This is a genomic window from Ruegeria sp. ANG-S4, assembly GCF_000814005.1.
GTDB lineage: Bacteria > Pseudomonadota > Alphaproteobacteria > Rhodobacterales > Rhodobacteraceae > Ruegeria.
In genome coordinates this window covers 42,142-58,355 of record NZ_JWLK01000001.1, presented here as the reverse complement: position 1 = coordinate 58,355, position 16,214 = coordinate 42,142, and the positions used below count along the sequence as shown (strand labels likewise).

The 16,214-nt window shown below is 58.5% G+C and carries 19 protein-coding genes; 10 read left to right on the top strand and 9 right to left on the bottom strand.

The features are described from left to right. Positions 1 to 5 precede the first annotated feature (5 nt). The 4 genes from flhA to RA28_RS00285 all read left to right on the top strand — a co-directional run bounded on the left by flhA (position 6) and on the right by RA28_RS00285 (position 4,313). On the top strand, positions 6 to 2,093 hold the full coding sequence (flhA, locus tag RA28_RS00300) for a flagellar biosynthesis protein FlhA (protein WP_039522420.1): 2,088 nt from the start codon (positions 6 to 8) through the stop codon (positions 2,091 to 2,093). Beyond that, on the top strand, positions 2,090 to 2,863 hold the full coding sequence (locus RA28_RS00295) for a flagellar biosynthetic protein FliR (RefSeq protein WP_039522417.1): 774 nt from the start codon (positions 2,090 to 2,092) through the stop codon (positions 2,861 to 2,863). The genes flhA and RA28_RS00295 overlap by 4 nt, the downstream gene beginning before the upstream one ends. Beyond that, entirely contained in the window at positions 2,860 to 3,948 is a 1,089-nt protein-coding gene (gene flhB / locus RA28_RS00290) for a flagellar type III secretion system protein FlhB (RefSeq protein ID WP_039522415.1), read from the top strand. The genes RA28_RS00295 and flhB overlap by 4 nt, the downstream gene beginning before the upstream one ends. Before the next feature lie 77 nt (positions 3,949 to 4,025). Further along, positions 4,026 to 4,313 carry a hypothetical protein gene (locus tag RA28_RS00285; RefSeq protein WP_241481033.1) on the top strand — a complete coding sequence of 96 codons (288 nt, stop codon included), beginning with the start codon at positions 4,026 to 4,028 and terminating at the stop codon, positions 4,311 to 4,313. Positions 4,314 to 4,331: 18 nt separating this feature from the next. Here RA28_RS00285 and RA28_RS00280 read toward each other — a convergent pair whose 3' ends face one another. Genes RA28_RS00280 through RA28_RS00240 form a run of 9 tightly spaced genes read right to left on the bottom strand, consistent with a single transcriptional unit; the run spans position 4,332 to position 8,874 of the window. Next, positions 4,332 to 4,829: a flagellar basal body-associated protein FliL gene (locus RA28_RS00280; RefSeq protein WP_342585409.1), complete on the bottom strand. Its 498-nt coding sequence runs from the start codon at positions 4,827 to 4,829 to the stop codon at positions 4,332 to 4,334. 18 nt (positions 4,830 to 4,847) lie between these two features. Further along, positions 4,848 to 5,579, bottom strand: coding sequence for a flagellar basal body L-ring protein FlgH (gene flgH, locus RA28_RS00275; RefSeq protein ID WP_052261210.1), 732 nt, complete (start codon positions 5,577 to 5,579; stop codon positions 4,848 to 4,850). Next, positions 5,579 to 5,992 (bottom strand): flagellar basal body P-ring formation chaperone FlgA, encoded by a 414-nt coding sequence (gene flgA / locus RA28_RS00270; RefSeq protein WP_039522406.1) that lies wholly within the window; start codon positions 5,990 to 5,992, stop codon positions 5,579 to 5,581. The genes flgH and flgA overlap by 1 nt, the downstream gene beginning before the upstream one ends. Then, positions 5,992 to 6,777, bottom strand: coding sequence for a flagellar basal-body rod protein FlgG (gene flgG, locus RA28_RS00265; protein ID WP_039522403.1), 786 nt, complete (start codon positions 6,775 to 6,777; stop codon positions 5,992 to 5,994). The genes flgA and flgG overlap by 1 nt, the downstream gene beginning before the upstream one ends. Before the next feature lie 20 nt (positions 6,778 to 6,797). Further along, positions 6,798 to 7,508, bottom strand: coding sequence for a flagellar hook-basal body complex protein (locus RA28_RS00260; protein WP_039522401.1), 711 nt, complete (start codon positions 7,506 to 7,508; stop codon positions 6,798 to 6,800). After that, a complete protein-coding gene (locus tag RA28_RS00255; protein WP_039522399.1) occupies positions 7,508 to 7,780 on the bottom strand; it encodes a flagellar biosynthetic protein FliQ in 273 nt (90 codons plus the stop codon). Before RA28_RS00255 ends, RA28_RS00260 begins: the two co-directional genes overlap by 1 nt. A gap of 4 nt (positions 7,781 to 7,784) precedes the next feature. Continuing rightward, complete coding sequence (gene fliE, locus RA28_RS00250) at positions 7,785 to 8,075, bottom strand: flagellar hook-basal body complex protein FliE (protein WP_039522394.1); 291 nt, start codon at positions 8,073 to 8,075, stop codon at positions 7,785 to 7,787. 11 nt (positions 8,076 to 8,086) lie between these two features. Continuing rightward, positions 8,087 to 8,473, bottom strand: coding sequence for a flagellar basal body rod protein FlgC (gene flgC, locus RA28_RS00245; protein ID WP_039522390.1), 387 nt, complete (start codon positions 8,471 to 8,473; stop codon positions 8,087 to 8,089). Positions 8,474 to 8,484: 11 nt separating this feature from the next. Beyond that, a complete protein-coding gene (locus RA28_RS00240; protein WP_039522388.1) occupies positions 8,485 to 8,874 on the bottom strand; it encodes a FlgB family protein in 390 nt (129 codons plus the stop codon). A gap of 88 nt (positions 8,875 to 8,962) precedes the next feature. On the opposite strand from RA28_RS00240, the gene RA28_RS00235 reads away from it, so the two are divergent. From RA28_RS00235 to RA28_RS00210, 6 genes are all read left to right on the top strand, one after another. Further along, positions 8,963 to 10,300, top strand: coding sequence for a FliI/YscN family ATPase (locus RA28_RS00235; protein ID WP_052261209.1), 1,338 nt, complete (start codon positions 8,963 to 8,965; stop codon positions 10,298 to 10,300). Between the two features lie 88 nt (positions 10,301 to 10,388). Next, positions 10,389 to 11,228 carry an OmpA/MotB family protein gene (locus tag RA28_RS00230; protein WP_039522384.1) on the top strand — a complete coding sequence of 280 codons (840 nt, stop codon included), beginning with the start codon at positions 10,389 to 10,391 and terminating at the stop codon, positions 11,226 to 11,228. Between the two features lie 96 nt (positions 11,229 to 11,324). Then, positions 11,325 to 12,620, top strand: coding sequence for a flagellar hook protein FlgE (locus RA28_RS00225; protein WP_039525379.1), 1,296 nt, complete (start codon positions 11,325 to 11,327; stop codon positions 12,618 to 12,620). Between the two features lie 32 nt (positions 12,621 to 12,652). Then, positions 12,653 to 14,104 carry a flagellar hook-associated protein FlgK gene (gene flgK, locus RA28_RS00220; RefSeq protein ID WP_039522381.1) on the top strand — a complete coding sequence of 484 codons (1,452 nt, stop codon included), beginning with the start codon at positions 12,653 to 12,655 and terminating at the stop codon, positions 14,102 to 14,104. 2 nt (positions 14,105 to 14,106) lie between these two features. After that, positions 14,107 to 15,111 carry a flagellin gene (locus tag RA28_RS00215; protein ID WP_039522378.1) on the top strand — a complete coding sequence of 335 codons (1,005 nt, stop codon included), beginning with the start codon at positions 14,107 to 14,109 and terminating at the stop codon, positions 15,109 to 15,111. After that, on the top strand, positions 15,111 to 16,205 hold the full coding sequence (locus RA28_RS00210) for a flagellar basal body P-ring protein FlgI (protein WP_082029682.1): 1,095 nt from the start codon (positions 15,111 to 15,113) through the stop codon (positions 16,203 to 16,205). Before RA28_RS00215 ends, RA28_RS00210 begins: the two co-directional genes overlap by 1 nt. Positions 16,206 to 16,214 lie beyond the last annotated feature (9 nt).

The following is a 16,214-nucleotide window of genomic DNA, read 5'->3' as shown; positions in this document are numbered from 1 at the left end:
AAGCCATGCCTCGGATCGACATTCGCGCCCTGTTCTCTCCGACTGTCCTACTGGCCTTGGCACTCATGACGGTGATTGTCATGATGATCCTTCCAATGCCGGCCTGGGTCTTGGATGTCGGATTGGCCGCATCCTTCGCATTGGCAATCCTGATCTTCACGCTCACACTTTTCATCGAGCGTCCGCTGGATTTCTCATCCTTCCCCACGATTCTTCTGGCATCGCTCATGCTGAGGCTGTCGCTGAACGTTTCATCGACAAAGCTGATCATCGGTCAGGGGCACACCGGCACAAACGCTGCAGGCGATGTGATCGAGGGGTTCGCACAATTCGTCATGAGCGGCAGCATATTTCTGGGGCTCGTGGTTTTTGGTGTGCTGCTGATCGTGAATTTCATGGTCATCACCAAAGGCGCGGCCCGCATGGCGGAAGTGGGTGCGCGTTTTGCATTGGACGGAATGCCGGGCAAGCAATTGGCCATCGACAGTGACATGTCCGCCGGGGCTATCGACCACCAGCAAGCCAAAGAAAGACGTGAGAGAGAGCAGCAGGAGACAACGTTTTTCGGCTCGCTCGATGGCGCATCGAAGTTCGTCAAGGGTGACGCTATTGCTGGCCTGCTTATCACGTTGTTGAACCTTGTCATGGGTCTGGTAATGGGCGTGATCGTCCACGGAATGCCGGTTGCTGCCGCTTTTGAAACCTACGCAATACTCACTGTTGGCGATGGGCTGGTATCGCAGATACCTGCGGTGATCATATCCATCGCGTCCGCCCTGTTGCTGGCCCGCGGTGGCACACAAGGCGCCACGGACAACGCGATTTTTTCTCAGCTGGGGCGGCATCCGGCCGCCCTGGGAACCGTCGCCGTATTGATGGTGCTATTCGCGTTGGTTCCCGGCCTTCCGTTCCTGCCCTTCATCCTCGGAGCAGGCGTATTGGGGTTTGCAGCTTATACCGTTTTCAAGTCCCAATCAGCCCTAGCCGAGGCGTCCCAACCTCAGCCCGTCGGACCCGAGGCCCCGGTTTCGCAGGCCATCGGCGATATTCTCGACCTCGACGACCTGCATCTGGAGTTTGCCGCGGATCTTGTCAGCATGGTTCTGAATCCCGGCACGGGCCTGGATGCGCGTATTGCCAACATGCGGACCTATGTCGCGTCCAGTTTCGGCCTGATCCTGCCCGAAATTCGCCTGACCGACCGGGCGGATCTGCCGACCGGAACCTATGTAATCAAGGTGCACGGCGTCGAACAGGCACGCGGGGTGCTGAATTCGGATCTGGTGCTGGCGCTCGTTCAGGACGGCGCAGATCTTTTGCCGGACGGCACCGACGTAACCGAACCGGTTTACGGTGCCCCCGCCCGCTGGATTCTTCCAAAGGATCAAGAGACTGCGGCCCTTAGCGGTGCCACCATCGTTACACCGCCCGAAATTCTTGCGACGCATCTGCTGGAAATCATCAAGCAGAACTTCCCGCGCCTTTTGACGCTCAAGTCCTTGCGGCGTTTGTTGTCGGAGATGACGCGCCTCAGCGACCCGGTTCGCGCGGAAGCTAACCGAAAACTGCTGGATGACCTTATCCCCGACAAGGTGCCGATGGACACACTGCATTCGGTTCTGCGGCTGCTTTTGGACGAGCGCGTTTCTATTCGCAATATGGCTTTGATCCTGGAGAGCATTGCCGAGGCGCGCCTGACCACGACGCAGCCCGAAGGTATCTGCGAGTTTGTTCGCCAACAGCTTGGGTTTCAACTGGTTGCAGATATGAAACGCGAGGACGGTTCAATCCCGCTGATCCAACTGGCCCCCGAGTGGGAAGACACCTTTGCAAGCTATCAGATCGACGCGCCGGGGGCGGGGCCAGATGTGGCATTGCCACCCAATCTGTTCAACAAACTGGCGGATGGCGTGACCCAAACCGTCTCAAAAACGACTGAGCATGGTTTGTTCCCCGCACTTGTGACCTCGACACGCCGCCGTCGACTGCTGCGCACAATCATGCAGGCGCGCGGGATCGCGAACCCGGTGTTTTCGTTCGAGGAGATCGGTCTCGAAGCCCGTCCAGCCCTTGTTGGAACCGTGCCCGCATGATCGCCTTGCCGCCTGACGTTCTGTCCTCATTTGGGGACAACCTGTGGCATGTCTTTGCCGTGTTCCTGCGCGTTTCGGCTCTGGTTTCGCTGCTGCCTGCATTTGGCGAACGCAGCATCCCGGTACGAATGAAGTTGGGAATAGCCGTCGCGTTCACCTTGATCGTCTCACCCGCCATTCCCGAGTTCCCGGCAGGGTCCGGGTTATTGGACCTGACGGTGCTTGTTTGGACCGAAGTTCTGATCGGGCTGGCACTCGGGATCGGGTTGCGGCTTTTTGTGTTGGCGATCCAAACGGCAGGGTCGATTGCCGCGCAGGCCACCTCTCTGTCACAGATTTTGGGAGGGGCCGCTATCGAGCCTGTCCCGGCGATGGGTTTTTTTCTGACCCTGGCCAGTTTGACGCTTGCGGTTCTACTTGGGCTGCATGTCCGCGCGGCCCAATTCATGATCCAGAGCTACACTCTGTTTCCTGTGAATACCCCGCTGTCGGCCCCGGATCTGTCGCAGTGGGGCGTTGCTCAGGTCTCGCGCAGTTTCGGGTTGGCTTTCGCGCTGGCGACACCTTTTGTCATTGCCTCGTTGGTCTACAATCTGGCGTTGGGCGTGATCAACCGGGCGATGCCCCAGCTGATGGTCGCCTTTGTCGGGGCGCCCGCGATCACATTCGCGGGCTTGTTTCTGCTTTTTGCAGGCGCGCCGCTGATCCAAGGGGTTTGGTCAGACGCGTTGTTCGCATTCCTGCATGATCCGCTTGGCAACCAGCCATGAGCGGGCAGAGCGACGACAGCGACAAGTCCTACGAGCCGACGCCACAAAAGCTCCAAAAGGCTCGGGAAAAAGGTGAGGTTGCCAAGTCCAACGATCTGTCTGTTGTATCCGCATACATCGGCCTGCTGATCGCAATGTTGACCACGGGCCAGTATGTCGCAGACCATCTCGGCACAGCGTTGGTCGTCTTGATCGATCAACCGGATCAGATTGCCGACCTGATCACGGCTGGCCCGGCGACGGCCCCGGTTGCCGGTTTGCTAAAGTCCGGCATCGCGCCGGTTGCGATGCTGTTCTTGTTGCCCGCTGCAGCGGTTTTGCTCAACCTGATTGCCCAGCGCGCGCTTGTTTTTGCGCCTGACAAGCTGCGACCCAAGTTGTCTCGAGTTTCCCTGGTTTCCAATGCCAAAAACAAATTCGGGCGCGGCGGTTTGTTCGAGTTCGCCAAAAGCTTTGTCAAACTGGTGATCTACAGCACTTGCCTGGCGGTGTTTCTGCACGTGAATTTGGATGAGATACTGGCCGCCAGCGCCGCCCCTGCGCGGGCATCAGTCCAGTTGATGATGAACCTGCTGGTCCGGTTTCTATCCATCGTCGTCATGGTCGCCCTGGCGATCGGGGTGGTCGATTTTCTGTGGCAGCACGCTGAACACATCCGCAAGAACCGCATGTCGCGCAAGGAGTTGGAGGACGAAACCAAGGATGCCGAAGGCGACCCGCACGTCAAACAGCACCGCCGGCAAAGAGCGCAGGACATTGCCACCAATCAGATGATGGCCGACGTGCCCAAAGCAGACGTGGTCATCGTCAATCCAACGCACTATGCGGTTGCCTTGAAATGGTCGCGGGCCGCGGGGTCCGCTCCGGTCTGCGTGGCCAAGGGTGTGGATGAGGTGGCAGCCGCGATCCGCTCTGCAGCGACCGACGCCGCGGTTCCGATCCATTCCGACCCGCCCACGGCCCGCGCAATCCATGCAACGGTAAAAGTCGGGCAAGAGATTGCCCAGGAACACTACCACCCAGTCGCTGCTGCAATACGATTTGCCGAGGCCATGCGAAAACGCGCCAAGGGGCAAATTCGATGAAGCCCGCACAAATTTCTGATTTATCCGCCGTATCTGAAGCTATCTTTCAAAAAGAAAATCAGCGGCTTCGCCCCCTGTTGCAAGCGGAGGCACGGATCCTGCAGCAATTGGCCCGATTGGACAATCAGCTTGCCGAGGCGCGAACAGACAGCTCTGAATCGGAAGGGTACCGCGTTACCGGAACGGATGTCTTGTGGCACCGATGGGAATCGACCACGCGGCGCCAACTGAACTTGGAACTTGCAAGGCTGCGCGCACAAAAAATGGACGCGATGAAAGACCTTCGTACAGCTTTCGGCCGAAAGCAGGCGGTCGGGGAATTGAAGGCACAATTGCTGAACCAGGCGCGGCGACGGGCCGAGTAGGCTGCGAAACAAGCCTCGTCATGTATCTTGCCGGCTGACGCTCATGATCAATACGGCTGAGACATCTTGGCCCAGCTCTTTGCGAGCGACTTCCAACAGGGACCTGCGCAGCGTCAAAAGGTTATCCGAGGTCGTAAACGCGCCATCGAACCCACCGGTGTTCGCGTGATCGAACAGCACTTGCAGGAACCCATCCCGCAGTTTGGGTTCCATGTCATAAAACACTTCTGTAATCCCCGGATTGGTTTCCAGGCTCAGGGACATTGTCACCAACGCCGTAATCTCGTCGTCTGCGACAACGGGAACCACGAATTGCTTTGTCAGTTTGAGGTATTCGTACGCGTCGGAACCTTTGTTCTTGGCCTCTTTTGATGTCTTCGACTTGCTGTCCTGGACGTATTCAGTTTCGGCCTCAGCTTTCGTTTGTTCCGTACTTTCGGTGGACGGTGTCAGCAAAAGGCTGGCCCCAATACCTCCAGCCAAACCAACAAGCAAAAAGACAATCGGCAGCAGCATTCTGATCACTTTGGCACCTCAGAACGGCAAAAGCGTATCTAGGACTTGCTGACCGTATCGCGGCTGCTGGACGTCAGTAATTTGTCCGCGACCACCGTAGGAAACGCGCGCCGACGCGATCTTGTCATACGTGATCTCGTTCTGGCGCGAGATGTCCTCGGGGCGAACGTAGCCCGAGACCAACAGTTCGCGCAGTTCAAAATTCACCCGCAGCTCTTGCGTGCCCGAAATCGACAAAACCCCGTTGGGCAGAACGTCCACCACCGTCGCCGCGACACGCAAAGTCAACTTCTCCTTCCGCTTGACGGCCCCTTTGCCTTTGGAGGACGAAGACGAGTCAATCTCGACAACCTCATCCAACGAGGCACCCTCGGGCCAGTTTCGCGTCGCACGTTGAGGGAAACCCAACAGGCCCGGCACGGCCAGGCTTTCTTTGCCCGCACGCGAGCGGTTGGTGTCGTTGGAAATCTCTGCCTTTTCGTCAAGTTCGATCACGACCGTCAGGATATCACCCTTCTTCATGGCCCTCTGATCTCCCAACAAGGAATGCTGCCCCCCGCTCCACAGTGATGACTGGTCAACCGTTCTTTGCGGCTGAGTGTGCAGCGGAAGCCCGGGCCATAGCATTGCCACGTGTTCCGGGGACTCGTTTGTTGGCGTCAGGCTTGGTGGTTTGCCCAAGTGATCCAACCGACCACAGGCCGCAACGGTCAGTGCAACCATCAGAAGGGGTTTGGTTAAGCGCGACATCAATTCACCTCAATTGTTCCGTCCGGACGGACTACGCCGGACACCGTTGTACGCGACGACAGGTTCATGACGCGAATGCGTTCACCCACAGCGCCGCGACCTAAAGCGCGGCCTTCAGTCGTGATCAATAGAAACGTACGGCCAAAAACCAGCGTCACCAGATCGTTGCGATCGACGATTGCAGGCGGGCCAACATCGGTTTGCCGAATTGGTCGGCCGGGATACAACGCGACCCGAGCCTCCTGCCCTATCAGGGCGGCAGCGCTTGTAACCGCGCCTGCCATGTTCGATGCCTTGATCTCAAGGTCTTCGGCGACGATGACCTCTTTGGCGCTGATCGTACGGGTCGGCACTATGATTTCAGCCACAGCCGCCAGAGGCCAGAAGGCCAACACTATGAGCAATACGCGCATCACCGAACCTGCGTCGTCGCGCCCATCATCTGGTCAACAGCCGAGATGACCTTGGCGTTCATTTCATACCCGCGCTGCGCCTCGATCAATTCCGTGACTTCACGCACAGCGTCGACCGAGCTGTCTTCCAGATAGCCCTGTCGCAAGGTCCCCAGGCCATCTTCACCTGGCTCGCCGACCACTGGCGCGCCGGAGGCTTCGGTCTCCTTGAACAGGTTGCTCCCGATCGCCTCCAACCCTTTGGCGTTGGAGAAACTGGCCAGCGTGAACTCGCCCAAAAGCTGACCCTCCGGGGTGTTGTCGAAATAGGCATAGACCTCGCCATCCGCATTGATCGAGATGGATCTGGCGTCATCCGGGATCGTGATTTCGGGCGCCACGGCGAACCCGTCCGAAGTCACGATGAGCCCTTCAGCCGATCGTTTCAGGCTTCCGTCTCGCGTAAACGCGGACTGACCGTTGGGCAGGGTCACTTCCAGGTATCCGCGCCCTTCGATGGCCACGTCAAGATTGCCACCGGTTTGGGACAATGCACCCTGCTCCAGCTGCACGGTAACTGCCGATGGACGCACCCCCAGCCCCAGTTGAACGCCTGTGGGCAGCACAGTGCCGTCGGAGGCATTCACCGTGCCCGCGCGCGCCATCTGTTGATAATGCAAATCCGCAAACTCGGCGCGGCGCGCGTTGTAGCCTGTGGTGTTCATGTTCGCGAGGTTGTTCGAGATCGTCTCGACCCGCATCTGCTGCGCCGTCATACCGGTGGCCGCAATCTTGAGTGCACGCATTTCGTTTCTCCTTGCTCTGTTCAGCGCATCAAGGCTTTGAGCGCACTTCGAACACGCTCGTCTTCCGAATCCAGAAAGCTCTGCCCCAGCTCGTACGCGCGTTGAATTTCAACCAGACGCGTTACCTGTTCGATGGCGTTGACGTTCGAACCTTCCAGAAACCGGTGCAGGACGACCGGATTCTCGACCGGTTCAGTAACTCCGGCCGGTCGGAACAGTGTGCTGCCTTCCCGCTCCAGGTTCTGAGGATCATCGACGCGAAAGACGCCAATTTGCCCAAGCAATTGCCCGTCCACGCTCAGCGTTCCGTCCCCGCCAACATCAATTGTTGCGGCATCGGGCGGAACAAAGACCGGCGCACCATTGCTGTCCAAAACCCGGAATCCGTCCGGCGTCACCAAATCGCCATCGGCGTTGGGTGAAAAACTGCCCGCTCGGGTCAGGCGATTGCCGTCCGGCGATTCGATCAGAAAAAACCCATCGCCTTCGATGGCAAAGTCGAACTGACCTCCGGTCTCGGTCAGCACGCCTTGGTGCAGCGCCGTATTGCGCACCTCGGCCCGGCTCATGGACAGGGACCGCGCGTCGCGCGCGTCGTGAATGAACTCGGAGAAAACCAGACCTTGCTGGCGGTATCCCGTCGTGTTCGCGTTGGCGATATTGTTCGCAACCAATCGCATCTCGTTCATCAAACCGGATTGCCGGGATAGGGTGACATAGGCAGTGTCCATCAACGACCTCCTGCGATCAGCGGAACAAGCGTTCCGGTAAAGAAAGTGACCAGCGTCTGGGTCATGAACCCCATCGAGATCCAGTAAACGACGACGATGGCGATCAGTTTGGGAACGAAGGTCAGCGTCATCTCCTGCACCGAGGTCAAAGCCTGAAACAAGCCAACGGCCAGTCCCGAGATCAGCGCAACCGCCAAAATCGGCACCGATGTGATGACCGCGACCCAGAGCGATTGACGCACGATGTCATAGAACAAACCCTCGCTCAGCATGGTATCAGACCGGCATCCGCAGGATTTCCTGATAGGCTTCAACGACTTTGTTGCGAACGATCACCGCTGTTTCGACTGCCAACTCTGTTTGGGCCAGGGCTTGGACAAGCGCATGCGGGTCGGCCTGTCCGACCATTGCAGATTGCGCCACATGCTCGCTGTGTTTCAGCGTTGCTGCAAAGTCGCGAAAACTGGATTGCAGTCCTTGTGCAAGACCTGCGTGATCGGGGTCGGCCTGCGTGGCCGGGCGTGCACCTGCATAGTTCTGTGCGGCGGTCAGGGATCGGATATCCATTCTGGGTGTCCTTATTTGCGAAGTAAATCCATTAGCGACGACGACATCTGTCGTGTCTGGTCGAACATCTTCAGGTTGGCCTCATAGCTGCGTTGCGCCTCGCGCGCGTCGGCGATTTCGATCATCAGATCGACGTTTGACCCGCGATAGTGCCCAGTCTCGTCCGCCAAGGGATGTCCGGGGTCGTAAATCCTGCTCAAGGCGCGGCGGTCGAGTTTGACACGTCCGGCCTGTACGACATCCCGACCCGCGTTTTCGACGGTTTCAAAAGGCACTGTTTTGCGTCGGTAGCCAGGCGTGTCCGCGTTTGAGATATTCTCGGACACGTGCCGCAACCGCACAGCCTGCGCCCGCAGCGCACTGGCCGAGGCGCTTAAGGAATGGGAAAAATCACTCATGCGTTTGCCCCTTATGCCTTGCCGAGACTGGTTCGCAGGATGCCAATGGAAGAGCGATAGATCGCCAGTGCGCGATCATGTTGGCGCTTGACCTCCACGGCTTTCAGCATCTCTTCTTCCAGCGAAACACCGTTACCGTTTGGATCGCCCACCGCGCGCGACGTCCGTTCGGTCCATGGCTGATCCCCGGCTTCGGCACTCTGAATATGCGCTGGGCGCGTCGCAACCATCCGAGTGCGCGGACCAGTGTTTTCGAAAGCGGTCTGAAAGGTCTGAATATCGCGGGCCTGGTATCCCGGTGTATCGGCATTTGCCATGTTGCGCGCGATGACCGCCTGCCGTTGCCCGGCATGGGTTGCCATTGCGTACGCTGTCTTAAAGACGTTCAAATCAGAGAACATCGGGGTTTCTCCCTCGATCAATTTCAATCAAGGCTTAACCCCGATTCGTTTAGAAACCGTTTTCGACGCACAAGTTGGAGACGCCGCAATGACCGAACTGGACCCGATGCTTCTGAAACATGAGTTCGATCGGCTGTCAGCCCAGCGCCATGTGGGTAAGGTCACTGGTGTTGCAAACGGGGTGGTCATGGTCGGCGGTCTTAGCGACACCGCCCGAATCGGCGATCATCTGACCCTGCAGCGCCGCTTTGGCCCGGTTCTGCTGGGCGAGGTGCTGCATGTCGACACGGATCAAATCCATATGCTGCCGGGCGCAACGTCAGATGGTGTCAGCCTCGGCGATGACGTCGTTCTGGAGGATTCGCGCGCGTTTACACCCGGTATGTATTGGCTGGGACGCGTCGTGGATCCGTTCGGCAATCCTTTGGACGGCAAACCTCTGCTGGGCGGTCTACAGGAACGCGACATAATGCAGGCCCCGCCCCCAGCTGTCAGTCGCAAACCACTGGGTGGTCGGCTGGCAACCGGGCTGGCGATGTTGAACACGGTGCTTCCCATCGTGCGCGGACAACGCGTTGGTCTGTTTGCAGGGTCCGGCGTCGGCAAATCGACGCTGCTGGCAACACTGGCGCGCGCAATGAACGCCGACGCGGTTGTGGTCGCTTTGATTGGCGAACGCGGGCGCGAGGTGAACGAGTTTGTCGCCACAACACTCGGAACTGAAGGGATGAAGCGTGCGGTTGTTGTTGCTGCCACGTCGGATCAATCGGCTTTGGCCCGACGGCGTTGCGCCTGGTCAGCTATGTCTGTGGCCGAATATCTGCGCGACCAAGGCCTGAACGTGCTGTTTCTGGCGGATTCAGTAACACGGTTCGCCGAGGCGCACCGCGAGATTGCCGTCGCAATGGGAGAGGCGCCGACCCTGCGCGGGTTCCCACCGTCGGTCACACCCCTGATCGCCAATCTTTGTGAACGGGCGGGACCCGGCGATTTGGATCAAGGCGACATCACGGCAGTTTTCAGCGTTCTGGTCGCCGGTTCGGACATGGACGAGCCGATAGCCGACATTCTGCGCGGCGTGCTGGACGGGCATATCGTTCTCAGCCGAGAAATTGCAGAGCGTGGAAGGTTCCCTGCCATAGACCTCAGCCGCTCGGTGTCGCGCAGTCTGCCCGGCGCCGCCAGCGATGATGAAAATCGTATGATTTCAGAAACGCGCAAGCTGGTCGGCAGTTACGAGCAGTCCGAGGTCATGATCAAGGCAGGCCTTTATTCCGAAGGCGCGGACCCGCTGCTGGATCAGGCGGTACGGGTCCACGAGGAACTGGACAGGTTTTTTGCTTTATCCGACCCGGAAGGTATCGAAAACAGCTTTAATCGCCTGTCGTTGATTCTACGGCGTGCCACTGTCGGGGGTCCAAGGTAGACCGGTCATTTCCTGAAATTTTTATGTATTAAGGCCACCTTAAGACTGGCGCTGCTACCCCGGTCATTGGGTGAAAAAGGTGGTGGAGATGGGTGCGCAATCAAATGCGGTGCCAATCATCATCAAGAAGAAGCGCGTGTCCGGCGGCGGTGGCCACCATGGCGGCGCATGGAAAGTCGCATATGCCGACTTTGTCACGGCCATGATGGCCTTCTTCATGTTGATGTGGCTGCTAAACGCAACGACTGAAAAGCAACGCAAAGGTTTGGCGGATTACTTCTCGCCCACGATCCCGGTGAACCCGGTGTCCGGCGGCGGTGACGGCGCCTTTGGCGGTGATAACATGTTTTCGGAAAAGACCTTGGTGATGGATGGCTCCGGTGCCAGCAATCGCAACCCGACCGAAGCGAAACAGGCGCGCGGCTCTACCGGCGTCGATGCGCAAGGCGGGGGAAAAGGCGCGTTCGAGGATTTTTCGACGCTCGAAGCCCAATTGCTGGGGCGTACGGGCGAAAGCATGGTCTCGCGCAAGCAATTGCAGCACATCGTCACGCGCGTCACGGACGAAGGGCTGGTTGTCGAACTGTTCGACACCGAATCGCAAGCTTTGTTCGAGCCCGAAACCGACAAGCCAACCGACATGATGCGGGCACTTGCGCTTTTGGTGGCCCGGTCATCTGACCTTGTGACCAATTCGATCGCGGTTGAAGGTCATGTGCGATCGGCCCCACTGGTTCTCGCCCAAAACCCGGTCTGGGATCTGTCGACATCCAGGGCCCAGATCGTTCGTCGACTGTTGCAGAACAACGGAGTTGACCCCGAGCGGCTTGAACGCGTCACAGGCCACGCCGACCGAAATCTTACCGACGACAACCCCATGGCCGTGCGCAACAACCGAATCGAGATCATATTTCTGCGTAGGCCCTGACCTCAAGGATAGGGCGCATTTTATCTGTTAGCGCGCTGTTAAGGGGGTGTGCGTTACCTGTTGCTTCAACGACAGACGCAACAGAAGGGCGTGCCGATGACCATTTCCTCCTCGCTGAATGCCGGTGTGGCAGCATTGAAAGCCAATGCCAGCAAGTTGGCGACCATTTCCGACAATATCTCGAATGCCTCGACTTTCGGCTACAAGCGCGTTGAGACGGACTTTCATTCGATGGTCACCTCAGGCCAAGGCGGCAGCTACTCTGCCGGCGGCGTCAGAACCACCAGCCAGCGTCTTATTGATCAGAGGGGACCGCTGGTCACAACGGACAACTCGACCGACCTTGCCGTGCGGGGGCGCGGCATGCTGCCGGTGCGCCCAAGTTCTCAGATCGCTGCGGGCTCGAATGAGATGCTGCTGACGACAACCGGTTCGTTCCGCACCAATGATGAGGGGTATCTTGTCACGAAATCCGGCCTCGTCCTGCTTGGCTGGCGAGCCGCGCCCGACGGAACGATTCCCAGCGTTCCGCGTGATACACCTGCGGCTTTGGAGCCCATTCAATTGAGCGTCAACCAATTGTCCGGCGCACCGACAACAGAGATGAACCTGCGCATGAACCTGCCCGCCACCGCGACCGACGCGGGCGCCCCCGGAGACACGCAACCTCTTTCCGTCGAATACTTCGACAATCTTGGTAAGTCCGAAAGCGTTGACATCGAACTTGTGCCGACGGTTCCCGCCGCCGGATCCAGCAATGAATGGACTTTGACGTTGCGCGATTCCGCATCCGGCGGCGCGGTCATTGGCGAATACACTTTGACATTTACAGACAGCCGCACCGCCGGCGGAACACTGGCCAGTGTCACAACCATTTCAGGTGGTCCCTATGACCCTGCAACCGGCAGCTTCGTTGTGAACGTGGCCGGCGGCCCGATGGAGATCAACATCGGCCAAATTGGCGATGCAGACGGTATCACCCAATTGTCGGACACGTTCGCCCCAGTTTCGATCACGCGGGATGGCTCCGCCGTTGGCACAATGACCAGTGTGCAGGTTGACGAAAACGGGTACGTTTATGCGTTCTACGACACCGGCGTCAGTCGTCGAATGTTCCAAATCCCATTGGTGGACGTCCCTAATCCGAATGGGCTGACAGCCTTGGACAGTCAAACCTACGCGCCATCCCGGGAAAGCGGCACGTTCTTTCTTTGGAACGCGGGCGAAGGACCAACCGGTGATCTCGTTTCATTCGCACGCGAGGAGTCGACCACGGATGTGGCCACCGAATTGACCTCGATGATCCAGACACAACGCGCCTATTCCTCCAGCGCCAAGGTCATTCAGACCGTTGATGAAATGCTGCAGGAAACCACGAACATCAAACGCTGATCCGGGACTGACCACGGGAAGGGACCTGTCTCATGAACATGTCGACCGCTTTGAACAATGCCTTGGGTGGCCTGACCGCGGCCAGCCGCGGGGCCGCCGTTGTGTCCGGCAATATCGCCAACGCGTTGACGCCCGGCTTTGCCCGTCGGTCGCTGGAACTGACCACAAGCCAGATATCGGGCAATGGCGTTCGGATCGCAGGAATCACTCGGCATCAAGATCCGGTTTTGACAGCGAACCGCCGTGCAACTGATGCGGAATTTGCGCAGCGGACGGCCATTGCAGAGTTCTATTCACAGTTTGAGCGATTTGTCGGGCCACCCGGCGAGGCCACATCCCTGGCTGCCCGGCTCTCGGATTTTGAGAACAGCCTGATAACTGCATCCAGCCTGCCCGATTCGGCAGAACGGTTGGATCAGGCGGCAAGCAGCGCGCGGGCATTGTCAGACGGGTTGAACACGGCGTCGGAAAACCTGCGACAGGTGCGGTCGGACGCCGACCGAAAAATTGGATCGTATGTAGAGACGCTTAACCAGACCCTTCAGGATATCGAAGACCTGAACGGCAAGCTTCCTGCAATACGAAACGGCGGTGGGGACATCGGCGCCTTTCTGGACCAGCGGCAGGTGCTGATTGATCGCGTCAACGAACTTATACCGGTGAACGTCGTTGCCCGCGAAAACGATCGCGTTTCGCTCTACGCAGAAGGCGGGTTGATTCTGCTGGAAGGGTCGGCGGCTCAATTCAGCTTTACGACCACCGGCGATACCCAACCTCGTATGACCGTGGCAAACGGCTTGCTGTCCGGCCTTGAAATGAACGGAAACCCCGTTCGCACGCAAGGCGGCACTGCACAGATTCGCGACGGCGCGCTGGCCGCTCAATTTGAGATCCGCGATAATCTTGCGGTTGAGGCGCAGGTTCAACTGGATGCCGTGGCCCGTGATCTGATTGAACGATTCGAAACGCCAGGTCTCGATCCGACTGCCGTCCCGACTGACCCCGGGCTATTTACCGACGACGGGAACCGCTTTGACGCGTTGGCTGAGGTTGGTCTGGCGGCGCGGATCAGTCTGAATTCAACGGTTGACCCCGACGCCGGCGGCGCCAGTTGGCGCTTGCGCGGGGGATTAGGGGCGGCCGCTCCGGGCGACCCCGGAAACGCAGCGCAATTGCAAGCGTTTGGTGCGATATTGGACACCGCTCGCCCGATGGCGTCGACCGTGTTTGGCACCAGCGACATGCGGGCGGCGGAAGTCACCGAGGCGTTGATGTCCAGCGCCGGTGCAGACGCTCACAGCGCCGAGACGCGCCGCATCTTTGCGCGCAATGCACAATCCGAGATGGCGCGGATCGAAGCCGAACAAGGCGTCGACACCGACACCGAACTGCAAAACATGATGCAGATTCAAAACGTCTACGCGGCAAATGCCCGTGTCATCTCGGTTGTCGACGAATTGATGGAAACACTGCTGAGGTTGTGATTATGACACTGAATTCCATTGGCGATCTGGCCCGCAACATGACCTTGCGCACGCGCAGTGCAGACATAAGAAATCAGCTTGATACCCTGACCTATGAACTGTCATCCGGGAAGGTCAAGAACGTCGCCCAACGGTTGGGCGGTGACTATTCGCAATTGCTGGATCTTGAACGGAACCTCGAAAGGTTGGACGCGTTCCGGATAGCCACATCCGAGGCGCGGTTGTTTACAGACGCGATGCAGTTGAGTTTGGGCACGTTTAACGAGTCCATCAGCGAAGTGTCGGCGTCTTTGTTGTCCTTTGCGACGGCAAATCAGACCACAACCCACGAGCATGCCTCGGAACTGGCGCGCAACGAGCTTGATACGATGATTTCGGCCCTGAACACCCGCGCGGGCGGCCGAAGTCTTTTTTCGGGTACCGCCACGGATGTCTCGCCGCTGCCTTCGTCGGAAACGTTGCTCAGCGCGCTAGCGACAGAGCTTACGGGATTGACCACAATCATCGACATCCGCCAGGCTGCCGAGGACTGGTTCAACGACCCCGCTGGGTTTGATGCTGTGATCTATCAAGGGTCTGATACCGACTTGTCCCCAATGCAAATCTCAGAAAACGAACGGATCGACGTCCCGATAAAGGCAAACGATCCAGAGTTTCGGGCCGCATTGCGCGATGTCGCGGTGGCTGCTCTTGCGTCGGACACGGCATTGAGCCTCGAACCCGGTGCCAGAACCGCATTGTTTGGGCAGCTCGGGTTGGATTTGGCGAATAACGACAGCGATATTGTTGCGCTCAGGGCCAAGGTCGGCGCAGCCGAAGCCCGCATTGAACAGGCCACAACCCGCGATGCCGCTGCGCGGACCAGCCTGGAAATCAGCCGGAACAACCTGATCGCGGCCGATCCGACCGAAACGGCAACGCAATTGAATGCCGTTCAGTTTCAATTGGAAAGCCTTTATTCCGTAACGGTTCGCAACTCGTCCTTATCGTTGGTGAATTTCCTGTGATGAAGCTGCTTGCACTCCTCCTTATCCTGCTGCCCGGATTGACCAGAGCGGGGGCAATTCGCCTGAAAGATCTGGTGGATTTTGATGGCGTACGCGGCAACGATTTGGTGGGCTACGGCCTTGTCGTTGGGCTGAATGGCACAGGTGATGGATTGCGAAACTCGCCATTCACCGAAGAAATCATGTCGAATATTCTTGAACGCCTGGGCGTGAACGTCACGGGAGAGGATTTTCGCCCGAAGAACGTCGCTGCCGTACTGGTCACAGCCAGCCTGCCGCCGTTTTCACGTGTGGGCAGTCAAATCGACATCACGGTTTCCGCAATCGGCGACAGCAAAAGCCTGCTGGGCGGAACTCTGATCATGACACCGCTGAATGCAGCGGATGGTCAGATCTATGCAGTCGCTCAAGGGACAGTCCTGGCGGGCGGTGCGGTGGCAGAAGGAGAGGCCGCCTCGGTCGTGACCGGCGTGCCAACGTCGGGCGTCATACCAGCGGGGGCGCGGGTCGAACGGGAAATCGACTTTGAACTTTCGGCGCTGACACAGTTGCGTCTGGCTCTTCGTGAACCCGATTTTACAACCGCGGGCCGCATCGAATCGGCGATCAACACCGAATTCAATCAGGCGGTCGCGATCATGCGGGATTCCGGCACAGTCGAGTTGAACGTCGCCGCCACACGGTCGGTTTCGACGGCGCATGCCATTGGCCGCATCGAAAACATTCTTGTACAGCCGGAAACCAAGGCGCGGGTGGTTGTGGACCAAAGATCAGGCACCATCGTGATGGGGCAGGACGTCCGGATATCACGAGTCGCTGTCTCGCAAGGCAACCTGACCCTGACCGTCGAAGAGGCCCCAATCGTGGTGCAGCCCAATCCTTTTGCACGCGGCGAAACCGTAGTAGTCCCCAGAACGGTCGCCGGAATAGAAGAGGAAGAAGGCACCGGCCTCGCCGAACTGCCCGAAGCGGCCACACTGTCAGAAGTCGTCGCAGGCTTGAACGCCCTAGGCGTGTCTCCGCGCGACATGATCGACATATTGAAAACCATCAAGGCAGCCGGCGCCCTGCATGCCGAGTTTGTCGTGCGGTAGGTGTTGGCA

What these genes read in the sequence shown, in the direction of transcription:
- flhA (WP_039522420.1), top strand. Translation starts at nt 6, where the DNA reads ATGCCTCGGATCGACATTCGCGCCCTGTTCTCTCCGACTGTCCTACTG.
- RA28_RS00295 (WP_039522417.1), top strand. Translation starts at nt 2,090, where the DNA reads ATGATCGCCTTGCCGCCTGACGTTCTGTCCTCATTTGGGGACAACCTG.
- flhB (WP_039522415.1), top strand. Translation starts at nt 2,860, where the DNA reads ATGAGCGGGCAGAGCGACGACAGCGACAAGTCCTACGAGCCGACGCCA.
- RA28_RS00280 (WP_342585409.1), bottom strand. Translation starts at nt 4,829, where the DNA reads ATGCTGCTGCCGATTGTCTTTTTGCTTGTTGGTTTGGCTGGAGGTATT.
- flgH (WP_052261210.1), bottom strand. Translation starts at nt 5,579, where the DNA reads ATGTCGCGCTTAACCAAACCCCTTCTGATGGTTGCACTGACCGTTGCG.
- flgA (WP_039522406.1), bottom strand. Translation starts at nt 5,992, where the DNA reads ATGCGCGTATTGCTCATAGTGTTGGCCTTCTGGCCTCTGGCGGCTGTG.
- flgG (WP_039522403.1), bottom strand. Translation starts at nt 6,777, where the DNA reads ATGCGTGCACTCAAGATTGCGGCCACCGGTATGACGGCGCAGCAGATG.
- RA28_RS00260 (WP_039522401.1), bottom strand. Translation starts at nt 7,508, where the DNA reads ATGGACACTGCCTATGTCACCCTATCCCGGCAATCCGGTTTGATGAAC.
- RA28_RS00255 (WP_039522399.1), bottom strand. Translation starts at nt 7,780, where the DNA reads ATGCTGAGCGAGGGTTTGTTCTATGACATCGTGCGTCAATCGCTCTGG.
- fliE (WP_039522394.1), bottom strand. Translation starts at nt 8,075, where the DNA reads ATGGATATCCGATCCCTGACCGCCGCACAGAACTATGCAGGTGCACGC.
- flgC (WP_039522390.1), bottom strand. Translation starts at nt 8,473, where the DNA reads ATGAGTGATTTTTCCCATTCCTTAAGCGCCTCGGCCAGTGCGCTGCGG.
- RA28_RS00240 (WP_039522388.1), bottom strand. Translation starts at nt 8,874, where the DNA reads ATGTTCTCTGATTTGAACGTCTTTAAGACAGCGTACGCAATGGCAACC.
- RA28_RS00235 (WP_052261209.1), top strand. Translation starts at nt 8,963, where the DNA reads ATGACCGAACTGGACCCGATGCTTCTGAAACATGAGTTCGATCGGCTG.
- RA28_RS00230 (WP_039522384.1), top strand. Translation starts at nt 10,389, where the DNA reads ATGGGTGCGCAATCAAATGCGGTGCCAATCATCATCAAGAAGAAGCGC.
- RA28_RS00225 (WP_039525379.1), top strand. Translation starts at nt 11,325, where the DNA reads ATGACCATTTCCTCCTCGCTGAATGCCGGTGTGGCAGCATTGAAAGCC.
- flgK (WP_039522381.1), top strand. Translation starts at nt 12,653, where the DNA reads ATGAACATGTCGACCGCTTTGAACAATGCCTTGGGTGGCCTGACCGCG.
- RA28_RS00215 (WP_039522378.1), top strand. Translation starts at nt 14,107, where the DNA reads ATGACACTGAATTCCATTGGCGATCTGGCCCGCAACATGACCTTGCGC.
- RA28_RS00210 (WP_082029682.1), top strand. Translation starts at nt 15,111, where the DNA reads ATGAAGCTGCTTGCACTCCTCCTTATCCTGCTGCCCGGATTGACCAGA.